Here is an 11,467-nt window from a genome sequence, read left to right as displayed (position 1 = left end):
ACAAACGAGTCCGGGCCGGATCCGACCCCGGTTGAGGTAACCATGTGATTGCCATATCAACCAACTCCCCGAGCGAATCTTTATCGGGCCGATATCTGGCTCTCACCGTTGATCGCCGCGTACGCCTCCTCCAGCATCGAGGTCGGCGGCCCGACCAGCATGGTGGCCTGGGTGTGTCGACGCGCAGCGTCGCCTGGAGACGACCTGTCGTCCAGGATCACGAACCGCAGCGTCGAACCGCGGCTCTTCTTGTCCAGCGCCATCCCGGCCAGCAGATCGTCGAAGGCGTCCGGGTCGTACGTGGTCGGCAGGCCGACCGACGACAGCAGTTCGGCGTGCCGGGAGGCGACCTCGTCGGACAGGTGCCCGGCCCGCCGGGACAGCTCGGCGACGTACACCATGCCGACGCTGACGGCGTTGCCGTGCCGCCAGCGGTAGTGCTCACGGCGCTCGATCGCGTGCCCCAGGGTGTGGCCGTAGTTGAGCAGTTCGCGGCCGACGGCAGTGCCGACCGAGGTCGATTCACGCAGGTCCTTGGCAACCACCTCGGCCTTGACCGTGATCGACCGTCGCACCAGCTCGGCCAGCTCGGCCGACTCCGGATCCTGCACCTGGGCGGTCCGATCGGCGACCAGGTCGAGGATGGCCGGGTCGGCGATGAACCCGCACTTGATCACCTCGGCCAGGCCAGGTCGCAGTTCCTCGACCGGCAACGTACGCAGCGCGGTCAGGTCACAGACGACTCCGGCCGGCTCGTAGAACGCGCCGACCAGGTTCTTCCCCTCGGCGGTGTTGATCCCGGTCTTGCCGCCGACCGCGGCGTCGACCATGCCGAGCAGGGTGGTCGGCACGGTGACCAGCCGGACCCCGCGCAACCAGGTCGCCGCAACGAACCCGGCCAGGTCGGTGGTCGCTCCCCCGCCGACACCGATCACGCTGTCGGAACGGGTGAAGCCGGCCTTGCCGAGGGAGGCCCAGCAGTAGGCCAGCACCTGGGCGGTCTTGGCCTCTTCCGCGTCCGGCACCGGGATCCGGACCACCTCCTGGCCCTGATCGACCAAACGCCGCTCCAGTCCGGAGACCAGATCCATGCAGCTCTGCGGATGCAGGATCGCGACGCGCTGGCTGGACCGGACCAGCTCGGGCACGGCCTCGATCACGCCCGGGCCGATCCGGACGTCGTACGGCTGGTCGGTCTGCACGGTGATCGTGAAGCTCGGCGCGTTCAAGATCTTCCACCACTCCCGTTCGCGGTTGTCAGCGATTGGTCGTTACCCACGGAGTCCGTCGATGATCAACTGCACGAGCTCCTCGGGTTCGACGTCGTCGGTGGCCAGATCGATGGTCGCCACCTCGGCGTACAGCGGTTCCCGTTCTCGCATCAGCTTGATCAACTGGCCCCGTACGTTACCCAGCAGCAGCGGGCGGGCGGTGTTCAGGCCGATCCGCTTCGCTGCCGCGGCGATCCCGACCCTGAGCCAGACCACTCGGTACGGGGTGAGCGCACGCCGGATCTGGGCCGAGGTGACGGCGCCGCCGCCGAGCGAGATCACCCGGGACTGCGGTTGGGTCGGATCGGTGATCACCTCGATCGTGGTCGCCGTCTCGAGCTCCCGGAACGCCGGCTCGCCGTCGTCGGCGAAGATCTCGCCGATCAGCTTGCCGGTGCGCTGTTCGATCAACTCGTCGACGTCGAGGAAGTCGGTGCCCAGTTCGGCGGCGAGCAGCCGGCCGACCGTGGTCTTGCCCGAACTCGGCGGGCCGACCAGCACGATCGGCCCGACCTCCGCGGCCCCTGCGCCCGGTGAGGTCGCTGAGCCGGTCGAGGTGCCTGAGCCTGTCGAAGGGCCGGCCCCGTACTCCTCAGTCATGCAGCTTCAGCCCGCGCTCGGCGATGTCGGCCAGGTAGGACTCGTAGTTGCGGCGGGCCTCGGCGACCGAGTCGGCGCCGAACTTCTCCACCGCTGCCTCGGCCAGCACCAGGGCGACCATCGCCTCGGCCACCACTCCGGCCGCCGGCACCGCACACACGTCGGACCGCTGATTGTGCGCGACCGCCGGCTCACCGGTGTTGGTGTCGACGGTCCGCAGCGCTCGCGGCACGGTGGAGATCGGCTTCATCGCCGCCCGAACGCGCAGCACTTCGCCGGTGCTCATCCCGCCCTCGGTGCCGCCGGAGCGATGCGAGGCACGTGCGATCCCGCCGCCCTCCAGCACGATCTCGTCGTGGGCCAGGCTGCCCCGAGTCCTGGCCAGTTCGAAACCGTCGCCGACCTCGACGCCCTTGATGGCCTGGATGCCCATCAGCGCCGCGGCCAGCCGGGCGTCCAGCCGCCGGTCACCCTGGATGTGCGAGCCGAGGCCCGGAGGCAGACCCCAGACCAGCACCTCGACCACACCACCGAGGGTGTCGCCGTCCTTCTGCGCGGACTTGACCTCCTCGACCATCTTCGGGCTCGCGTCCGGATCGACGCAGCGCAGCGGATCCTCGTCGATCCTGGGGAGGTCGTCGATGGTCGGCATCAGTCCGTACGCCGCCCGGACCGAGCCGAGCTCGACCACGTGGCTGAGCACGCTGACCCCGTACGTCTGCTGCAGGTAGGCCGAGGCGACCCGGCCGAGCGCGACCCTCGATGCGGTCTCCCGGGCACTGGCCCGTTCCAGGATCGGACGGGCCTCGTCGACGCGGTACTTCTGCATCCCGACCAGGTCGGCGTGGCCCGGGCGCGGCCGGGTCAACGGCGCGTTGCGGGCCTGGCTGGCCAGTACCTCGGCGTCCACCGGGTCCGGCGACATCACCGTCTCCCACTTGGGCCACTCGGTGTTGGCGATCTCGATCGCCACCGGCGAGCCGAGCGTGAGGCCGTGGCGTACGCCGCCGATCATGGTGACCTTGTCGGCCTCGAACTTCATCCGGGCGCCCCGGCCGAATCCGAGCCGGCGCCGGGCCAGCGCATCGGCGATGTCCTCGGTCGTGATCTCGACTCCGGACGGCAGCCCTTCGAGGATGGACACCAGGCCCTGGCCATGCGACTCACCAGCGGTCAACCAACGCAGCATGAGCGCAATCCTTTCACGCGCCCTCCGGTGCCGGATCCCGGTCTCGCCCGGACCGCCTCGACGCCCAGTTGGCCCCGATCCAGGTGGGGCTGCTCCCTGGGGATGCATCCGTGCCGGCTCGCGGCGAATCCCAGGAGGCCCCGCACCCATAGGCGCCCGGTGAGCTGCGGAACCTCCTTGAGTCCCTGGCGCGGGTCCCTGCGGTCAGCTCTGAAGACCTCTGCGAACCTGTGCTGCTGGACCAGGGTGCCCCGAACCTTCCTGAGCTCTGGAGAAGGGAGCGAGCGCTCCCGTGCCGCGAATCCCAGGAGGGCCCGCACCCATAGGACCCGCACCCATAGGAGCAGTCCGCGAGCCCCAGCCTCCTGGAATCCTGAACTTGAGCGCGCCGAGCGCTCGTACGACGAATCCTAGGAGGGCCTGCACCCATAGGAGCACGCCGGCGAGCCGGAACCTCCTGAAATTCCGAACTTGAACGCGGCCGTGAGTCGGCAGATTCGTCAGGCTCCACGGAGCTGAGGCGTGAGGAGCGGCGGCCTGTGGATAACTCGGCGGTGATCGTGGCGTTCGGCTTGAGGATTTACCGATGGCCCGAAGTCGATTCTCCGAGGAACGTCCCGCCGTCACTCCTCCGCGTGCTGTCGCCGATCTTGCCGAGCTGGGCGTCGGCAGGAGTCGGCTTCGGGTACGCACTCGGTGGCGTCGGTCCAGCCGCGGCTGGTACGTGCCCGCTGCCGAGTCGATCACGCCGACGCAGCGGATCATCGACTGCGTGCCGCTGCTCGGTGCCGGCATGGCGATTGGTGGCTGGGCGGCGGCGTACATCCTCGGCGCGGACTGGTTGGACGGCTACGACGCTCGAACCGGGCGCTTGCTTCCGGTCGACATCCTCGGCGCACCACATCGCCGGCCCGTTCCGGGCGTGCGCTATCACCAGACCGTGCTGCCGTCCGCCGAGGTCATGGTCCATCGGCGGATTCCGATCACGTTCGGGGTCCGGACCGCGTTCGACGGCGCGCGCTGGTCAGCCGACTTGGAGGAAGCGGTCGTCTTCGTGGAGGCGATGCTGGCGAAGACCTATCTGACGAATGATCAGCTGAACGCATTCATCGTTCGGCAGCGCGGCGCTACCGGGATCGGCCGCGCCCGGGAGGTGTTCGAGCTGGCCCGCCCGGGCGTACGCAGTGGTTGGGAGTCCAGGTTGCGGTGGTGCTATTGCCGCGAGGCCGGCCTGCCACAACCCTTGATCAACCGTCCGGTCTATACCCGATCGGGCGCGCTCCTCGGCAAACCGGATCTGTTCGATCCGGAGGCGGCTCTGGCGACCGAGTTCGACGGTGAGGGCCACCGTGATCGCTGGCAGCACCACAACGACAACCTCCGCGAGGAACTCTTCGAGGATCACAACGTCACCGTGGTGCGATCGGACTCGCTCGATTTCCGCGCAGCTCGCGACGGTCTGATCCAGCGCGTGATCGCCGGCTACCGCCGCGGACTCGAGCGACACCTCTCGAAGGACCGGTGGACCTTGACACCCCCGGGCTGGGCACCATCCGAGCATCCGGAGTCGTAACAGCGATGAGTGAGCCCGGCGTCACCACGCGTCTCGTGCAGAGTTGGCGGGTGTGCCCCCACACGCGGACTCGGAACGACCAGTACCTCCTGGAATCCGTCGGCCAAGGATCGGCGAGGGGTCTGCCGGACCCGGTGGGGAGGAGAGTTTCAGGAGGATACGCACCCATACCTGCACTGGGAACGACCGGAACCTCCTGGAATCCGTGGGCCAAGGATCGGTGGCTCGGAACGCCCAACCGCATGGGCCGCTCGGAGCGCTATCCGCCCCACGAGCACCGGAACGAGGTCCGACCCCAACCCCGACTCACCGGCAGCAAATCGCAGGATGGTACGCACCCATACCGACGCTGTGGCGACCGCAACCTCCTGGGATTCGTCGTGGGGTGCCCGCCCGTGGGGCCGCCAGCCGGTGGGAGGAGAATTCCAGGAGGGCACGCACCCATACCCGCGCCGGGGACGACCAGAACCTCCTGGAATTCGTCGTGGGGTGCCCGCCCGTGGGCCCGCCAGCCCGGTAGGAGGAGAATTCCAGGAGGGCACGCACCCATACCCGCGCCGGGGACGACCAGAACCTCTTGGAATTCGTCGTGGGCCCGCGGTTAGGGGTCCTGCCAGCCCTGGCTCGAGGGAAGGTTTGAGGAGGGGCGGCACCCATACCTGCACCCGGAACGACCAGAACCTCCTGGAATCCGGCGGGGCGCGGTGGGGTCTGGTTCAGAGGGCGGCGAGGGCGGTACGTCCGGCTTGCAGCAGGACTTCGGGGTCGACCGTACGGCCGGTCATCAGCTCGAGTTGGCCGATGGCCTGATGTACGAGCAGATCCAACCCGTTGAGTACGGTCCTGCCGGACTGCTCGGCGGCGGTCGCCAGAGCGGTCGGCCAGGGGTCGTAGATGACGTCGAAGATCACCCGGGCGGCGGCCGCCGCGGCGTCGGCGATCGGGTCGGCGGCACCGCCGACGACGGTGGAGATCAGCACGTCCGCGACCGGAACCCGATCTCCCCAGCCGACCACGTCGAGGCCGACGCCGAGCCGATCAGCCAATCCTCCGAGCGAGCTCCGAGCATGATCAACTCGGCGCGCCATCAGCAGGATCCGCTCCGCGCCCATCCGGGACGCCGAGATCATCGACGAGCGTGCGGTCGCGCCGGAACCGAGCACGGTCGCGGAGTTGATCTTGGTCACTCCGGCGGCGGCGAACGCCGAGACCAGACCGCCGACGTCGGTGTTGTAGACCCTCCGACCTCCGTCGGCGGAAATGATCATGGTGTTCGCAGCTTCGGCCAGCAGGGCCAGTTCGTCCGGCTCCCCCAGCTCCAGCGCGGCCACCTTCAGCGGCATCGTCAGGCTCAGCCCTCGCCAACTGGGATCAAGACCAGCAACGAAGCCGGCCAGTTCGTCGGCCTCCACCCGATGCCGCTGATACTCCCAGTCGGTCAACCCGAGCGCGGCGTAGGCGGCGCGATGCAGCGCCGGGGACAGCGAGTGCTCGATCGGCGAGCCGAGCACGGCACAACGTACGGTCATTCAGCATTTGCCCTTGTGGGCTTGGCACCACTGCTGGAAGCGGAGCACGGCCGCGTCGTGTTCGGCTTTGGTGTTGGTGAACACCGTCTCGCCGGTCTGCGGGTTGATGGCGACCCAATAAAGCCAGCTGCCGGCGGCGGGGTTGGCCGCGGCCTCCAGCGCCGCCTTGCCGGGCGCGCCGATCGGGCCGGGTGGCAGACCCTTGTGCACGTAGGTGTTGTACGGCGATTTGCTGGCCCGCTCCTGCGCGGTGGTGGTCACCTTGCCGCGCCGGCCGATCGCGTAGTGGACGGTCGAGTCCAGCTGCAGCGGCATGCCCTTGGCCAGCCGGTTGTAGATCACCCGGGCTGCCTTCGGCCGGTCCGCCGGCCGATTCACCTCGGCCTCGATCAGGCTGGCCACGATCACCACCTGGTACGGGGTCAGGTGCAGCGCGCTGGCCCGGCCGGGCAGATCGATCTCGGCCGACACCTGGTTGAAGCGTTCGGTCATCTGCTGCAGCACCGAGGTCGCGGTGGCGTTGTCGGTCAGCTCGTAGCTGTCCGGGAAGAGGAAGCCCTCCGGGCGATTCTTCGCCCAGGTCGGCAGACCGAGATCCCCCGGCTTCTTCAGCGCGGCCTGATACTGCTTGGCCGGGATCTTGGTCTCCTTGGCCAGCACCGCCACCTGCTCACTCAGCCGTAGACCCTCGAGGATCTGGATCTGGTTGCGGATGCGGTACTTCTGCGGTGTGGTCAGCCGGGTGAGCGCGACCGTCGCGGGCAACTGAGTGCGCATCTTGTAGGAGCCCGCCTGCACCGTCGGCTGCCCGTCGTACTTCTGGATCGCCTTGCTGAACGCCTTGGTCGACTTGACCACGTCGGCCTCGACCAGTTCCTGTCCGATCGAGGTCAGCGACGCCCCCTCGGGCACGGTCACCGTGACGTTGGCGACGCCCTGCTTGGTGGTGTAGTCCGGCGTGGACAGTGCGTTCTCGACCACCCCGGACAGCTTGTGCCAGCCGAGGTAGCCGCCGCCGACCAGGATCGCCAGCGCGACCAGCACCGCGAGGCAGCCCTTGCCGCGGCGGGCCGCGGAGGCGCTGCGCTTCTCCGGCTCCTGGTCGAGGAGTGATGTCACGTCGGCTGAATTCCTGTTCTCACGAGCTGGGGTCGAGAACGCCTGGTGAAGCGCCCGTTACGAATCGGTGCTCGATAGTAGCTGCCCCGGCGGATTGCCACTGTTGCGCTCGGCGTCCAGGGCGCGGTCCAGGATCTCGCGGGCGGCCTCGGAGTCGATCAATCTGCGCTGTGCTTTCGCTGATTTTCCGCTCGCACTCAGCCTGCGCCCAGCCGCCACCGTGGACAGCCGCTCGTCGACCAGCCGGATCGCGATCCCTGCCAGGTCCGGCCGCGCCGCCAACTCGGCGGCCAGCCCCGCTGCCTTGGCCCGGATCTTGATGGCCGCCGGCCCTTCGGTCCCGTTCAACGATCGCGGCAGCCCGACCACGACCTCGATCGGTTCGTACTCGCTGATGACCGCGGTCAGCCGACCCAACTCGCCGTCGCCGGCCGCTACGAAGTCCAGCGGCACGGCGAGCAGGCCGTCGGGGTCGCTGACCGCGACACCGATCCGGGCGTCACCCCAGTCGACGCCGAGCCGGCGACCCCTGCGAAGTTCGGGCACGACCGAGCCTTCAGGACTGCAGCGTGTGGCCGATGGAGTATTCGACGTCCTTCAACGCGTCGGACGCCTTACTCGCATCGCTGCCGCCGCCCTGGGCGATGTCGTCGCGGCCACCGCCCCGGCCACCGAGGGTCTGGGTGGCGACCTTGACCAGCTCGCCCGCCTTCAGTCGGCGGTAGCGGGCGGCATCGGTGGTCGCGATCACCACACTCGGCTTGTCGCTACTGCCGCCGATCAGGCAGATTACCGCCGCCTGATCCTGCACCCGATCGCGGACCTGGGTGACCAGATTGCGCAGGTCGGCGCCGCTGATGCCGTCCACCTGGGCGCCGATGTAGTTGACGCCCCACATGTCGTGACCCTTTGCCAGGATCGGATCCACCGTGGTGGACAGGTTCGCCGACTTGAGATCGGCGATCTGCTTCTCGGCATCCTTCAGCTGGGCGACCATCCGGTTGATCCGATCCACCAGCTGGTCGGGCTGCACGTTCAGCGTCTCGGTCAGCCCGTGCACCAGCGCCCGCTCCCTGGCCAGCTGCTGGAACGCCTCCATGCCGACGAACGCCTCCACCCGGCGGATGCCGGAGCCGACCGAGGACTCGGCGTTGACCGCGATCAGGCCGACCTGCGCCGACTGCTGGACGTGGGTGCCCGCACACATCTCCCGGGACCAGCCCTCACCCATGTCGACGACCCTGACGACATCGCCGTACACCTCGCCGAACAGGCCGATCGCGCCGGAAGCGCGGGCCTCGGCCAGCGCCATCTCGGTCGCGGTCACCCCCAGGTCGTCACGGATTGCGATGTTGGCGATCTGCTCGATCTGTTCCCGCTCCTGGTCGCTGACCTGGTTGCCCCAGGCGAAGTCCAGCCGCATGTAGCCGGGCCGGTTGAACGAACCCCGTTGCAGGGCGGTCGGGCCGAGGATCTCGTGCAGCGCCTGATGGATCACGTGGGTTGCCGAATGCGCCTGGCAGGCACCGAGCCGCCAGCCGGCGTCGACATCGGTGCGGACGCTCTGGCCGTTCCGCAACTCGCCGTCCAGCACCTTCGCGTGATGGACCACCAAGCCCTTGATCGGCCGCTGCACGTCGACGATGTCCAGCACCACCCCGTCGGGAGTGGTGATCCGGCCGTGATCACCGGACTGGCCGCCGGACTCGGGGTAGAACGGGGTCTCCTCCAGCACCACCTCGACGGTGTCGCCGGGCTGCGCGACCTCGGTCAGCTCACCGTCGGCAATGATGCCGCGCACCGACGACTCGCCGGACAGCGTCCGGAAGCCGGTGAACGGGGTCTCGCCCCGGTCACGGAGTTCGGCGTACGCCTGGACCGCCTGCGCATCGCCCTTCTTGGCCTTCGCGTCCGCCTTGGCCCGCTGTCGCTGCTCGTTCATCAACCGGCGGAAGCCCGCCTCGTCGACGTTCAGCCCCTGCTCGCCGGCCATCTCCAGGGTCAGGTCGATCGGGAAGCCGTAGGTGTCGTGCAACTGGAAGGCCCGCTCACCGGTCAACGTGGTCTGCTGCTGCCGCTTCGCGTCAGTCACCGCCAGGTCGAAGATCTGGGTGCCGGCGGTGAGCGTACGACGGAACGCTTCCTCCTCGCCGTAGGCGACCTCGCTGATCCGACCCCAGTCGGTCTCCAGCTCCGGGTAGGACGCCTTCATCAGGTCCTTGCTCACCGGGAGCAGCTCGCCGAAGACCGGATCCTGCACGCCGAGCAGCCGCATCGACCGGATCACCCGGCGCAGCAGCCGGCGCAGCACGTAGCCGCGCGCCTCGTTGCCCGGGGTGACGCCGTCGTTGATCAACATCAGCCCGGAGCGGACGTGGTCGGCGACCACCCGAAGGCGTACGTCGTCGTCATGATTGGCGCCGTACCGCTTGCCGGCGAGCTCGGCCGCCCGGTCCAGCACCGGGTAGACCTCGTCGATCTCGTACAGGTTGTCGACGCCCTGCAGCAGGTAGGCGACCCGCTCCAGGCCCATCCCGGTGTCGATGTTCTTGCGCGGCAGCGGATGCAGCACGTCGAAGTCGTCCTTGGCCCGAACCTTGGACAGTTCCTCCTGCATGAAGACCAGGTTCCAGATCTCCAGGAACCGGTCCTCGTCCACCACCGGGCCGCCGTCGGGCCCGTATTCGGCACCGCGGTCGATGTAGATCTCGCTGTTCGGGCCGCCCGGTCCGGGGACGCCCATGTGCCAGTAGTTGTCCAGCAGTCCGCGATCCTGGATCCGCTCGTCGGGCAGCCCGGCGATGGCCTTCCACAGGCCGCGGGTCTCGTCGTCGCCGCTCAGCACGGTGACCCAGATCTTGTCCGGGTCGAAGCCGAAGCCGCCGGCGTCCTGCGACTTGGTGATCAGCTCCCAGGCGTAGCTGATCGCGCCGTCCTTGAAGTAGTCGCCGAAGGAGAAGTTGCCGTTCATCTGGAAGAACGTGTTGTGCCGGGTGGTCTTGCCGACCTCTTCGATGTCGGCGGTCCGGACGCACTTCTGCACGCTGGTGGCGCGTGGCCACGGGTTCGGCTCGACCCCGGTGAAGTACGGCTTGAACGGCACCATGCCGGCGTTCACGAACAGCAGGGTCGGATCGTTGTAGACCAGCGGCGCGCTGGGGACTTCGCGGTGTCCACGCTGGATGAAGAAGTCCAGAAAGCGGCGCCGGATCTCGGCGGTTTTCATGTCAGTGGTTCCTTACGGGTGATGCGAGACGGGGTCGGCGGGCCGGCGGCGACCTCGTCCCGATGATCGGGAGAGGCTGCTCGGGCAGGCGGACTCAGCGCTCGCGAGGGTCGTCGGTCGGCGTGCTGCCGGGGAGCGAGCTGCCCGGAATCTGGGGCTGGCCGATCGCGTCGCGGAGCTCCGCTTCGCGCTCGGCCATGGCAGCTCGAGCCCGATCGATGAAGGACGATGCCCGGTCACCGAGACCGCCGGCCTGGTCGGCCAGCCGCTGGCCGATCGCCTCGGGCCTCGCCTTCGCGACGTAGTCCCGTACCTTCTTGATCACGAAGATGCCGACCGCGGCACCGATCGCGAACCACAACAGTCGCTTGATCATTTCTTGCGTCGCCCCACCGTCTTGCTCGTCTTGGAGGACTTGGAATCGCCCCGGATCGCCTGCCGGATGCCGTAGGTGAACGCGGCGGTCTTGACCAGCGGGCCGCCGACGGTGGCCGAGAACAGCGTCGCCATGTTGGCGGCGTTCTCACTGACCACGGTGGCGTGCTGGCTGACCTTGGACAGGTCGTCGGTGACCACGGACAGCTTGCCCAGCTCGTCGTTGGTCGCCCGAACCGTGCCCTGCATCTCGGTCAGGATCGGCACGCTCTCGTGCCCGATGTCGCGGACCGCCAGCCGGACCTCCTCCAGCACCCGGCCCAGCTTCAGCAGGGGCACCGCGAAGAGGATCACCAGGATCGCAAAAGCGATCGCCGCGATCAGACCGGCAATCTCTCCTATGGACATCGGTTCCTCTCCTGCCATCGGGTTCGTGGGCACGCCGTTCCAGCGTCGCTGCAGAACCCTATCGTGCGCGTCCGACGATCTTCGTCGCCAAGGCTACGGGGGTGTCCGGCAACTGGCGAACCGTTACCCGATTCACGACGCAGCGAGGGCCGCGTGGGATGCCCACGCGGCCCTCTG

The 11,467-nt window shown here is 68.4% G+C and carries 10 protein-coding genes; 1 reads left to right on the top strand and 9 read right to left on the bottom strand.

Annotation, left to right across the window (positions count from 1 at the left end; genetic code table 11):
- Positions 1–80 precede the first annotated feature (80 nt).
- The 3 genes from aroB to aroC are packed head-to-tail and all read right to left on the bottom strand — an operon-like array spanning position 81 to position 3,060.
- A complete protein-coding gene (gene aroB, locus FOE78_RS13205) occupies positions 81–1,229 on the bottom strand; it encodes a 3-dehydroquinate synthase (protein WP_143986701.1) in 1,149 nt (382 codons plus the stop codon).
- 42 nt (positions 1,230–1,271) lie between these two features.
- The gene (locus tag FOE78_RS13200; RefSeq protein WP_143986700.1) at positions 1,272–1,871 is read right to left on the bottom strand and encodes a shikimate kinase; all 600 of its coding nucleotides are present in this window, start codon (positions 1,869–1,871) and stop codon (positions 1,272–1,274) included.
- Positions 1,864–3,060: a chorismate synthase gene (gene aroC / locus FOE78_RS13195; RefSeq protein WP_143986699.1), complete on the bottom strand. Its 1,197-nt coding sequence runs from the start codon at positions 3,058–3,060 to the stop codon at positions 1,864–1,866. Before aroC ends, FOE78_RS13200 begins: the two co-directional genes overlap by 8 nt.
- A 586-nt stretch (positions 3,061–3,646) precedes the next feature.
- Here aroC and FOE78_RS13190 point away from each other — a divergent pair.
- Complete coding sequence (locus tag FOE78_RS13190) at positions 3,647–4,633, top strand: hypothetical protein (RefSeq protein ID WP_143986698.1); 987 nt, start codon at positions 3,647–3,649, stop codon at positions 4,631–4,633.
- Between the two features lie 716 nt (positions 4,634–5,349).
- Here the strand turns inward: FOE78_RS13190 and FOE78_RS13185 are convergent.
- From FOE78_RS13185 to FOE78_RS13160, 6 genes are all read right to left on the bottom strand, one after another.
- Entirely contained in the window at positions 5,350–6,162 is an 813-nt protein-coding gene (locus FOE78_RS13185; protein ID WP_143986697.1) for a shikimate dehydrogenase, read from the bottom strand.
- Positions 6,163–7,281 (bottom strand): endolytic transglycosylase MltG, encoded by a 1,119-nt coding sequence (gene mltG / locus FOE78_RS13180; RefSeq protein ID WP_143986696.1) that lies wholly within the window; start codon positions 7,279–7,281, stop codon positions 6,163–6,165.
- Between the two features lie 57 nt (positions 7,282–7,338).
- A complete protein-coding gene (ruvX, locus tag FOE78_RS13175) occupies positions 7,339–7,827 on the bottom strand; it encodes a Holliday junction resolvase RuvX (protein WP_143986695.1) in 489 nt (162 codons plus the stop codon).
- Between the two features lie 10 nt (positions 7,828–7,837).
- On the bottom strand, positions 7,838–10,507 hold the full coding sequence (gene alaS / locus FOE78_RS13170) for an alanine--tRNA ligase (protein ID WP_143986694.1): 2,670 nt from the start codon (positions 10,505–10,507) through the stop codon (positions 7,838–7,840).
- 94 nt (positions 10,508–10,601) lie between these two features.
- Positions 10,602–10,883 (bottom strand): hypothetical protein, encoded by a 282-nt coding sequence (locus FOE78_RS13165; RefSeq protein WP_143986693.1) that lies wholly within the window; start codon positions 10,881–10,883, stop codon positions 10,602–10,604.
- Entirely contained in the window at positions 10,880–11,290 is a 411-nt protein-coding gene (locus tag FOE78_RS13160; RefSeq protein ID WP_168207508.1) for a DUF948 domain-containing protein, read from the bottom strand. The genes FOE78_RS13165 and FOE78_RS13160 overlap by 4 nt, the downstream gene beginning before the upstream one ends.
- Positions 11,291–11,467 lie beyond the last annotated feature (177 nt).

It is taken from the genome of Microlunatus elymi, from assembly GCF_007362775.1.
Classification (GTDB): domain Bacteria; phylum Actinomycetota; class Actinomycetes; order Propionibacteriales; family Propionibacteriaceae; genus Microlunatus; species Microlunatus elymi.
Note: the sequence above shows the minus strand (reverse complement) of the source record. Positions and strands in the feature narration are given on the sequence as shown.

What these genes read in the sequence shown, in the direction of transcription:
- FOE78_RS13200 (WP_143986700.1), bottom strand. Translation starts at nt 1,871, where the DNA reads ATGACTGAGGAGTACGGGGCCGGCCCTTCGACAGGCTCAGGCACCTCG.
- aroC (WP_143986699.1), bottom strand. Translation starts at nt 3,060, where the DNA reads ATGCTGCGTTGGTTGACCGCTGGTGAGTCGCATGGCCAGGGCCTGGTG.
- FOE78_RS13190 (WP_143986698.1), top strand. Translation starts at nt 3,647, where the DNA reads ATGGCCCGAAGTCGATTCTCCGAGGAACGTCCCGCCGTCACTCCTCCG.
- FOE78_RS13185 (WP_143986697.1), bottom strand. Translation starts at nt 6,162, where the DNA reads ATGACCGTACGTTGTGCCGTGCTCGGCTCGCCGATCGAGCACTCGCTG.
- alaS (WP_143986694.1), bottom strand. Translation starts at nt 10,507, where the DNA reads ATGAAAACCGCCGAGATCCGGCGCCGCTTTCTGGACTTCTTCATCCAG.
- FOE78_RS13165 (WP_143986693.1), bottom strand. Translation starts at nt 10,883, where the DNA reads ATGATCAAGCGACTGTTGTGGTTCGCGATCGGTGCCGCGGTCGGCATC.
- FOE78_RS13160 (WP_168207508.1), bottom strand. Translation starts at nt 11,290, where the DNA reads ATGTCCATAGGAGAGATTGCCGGTCTGATCGCGGCGATCGCTTTTGCG.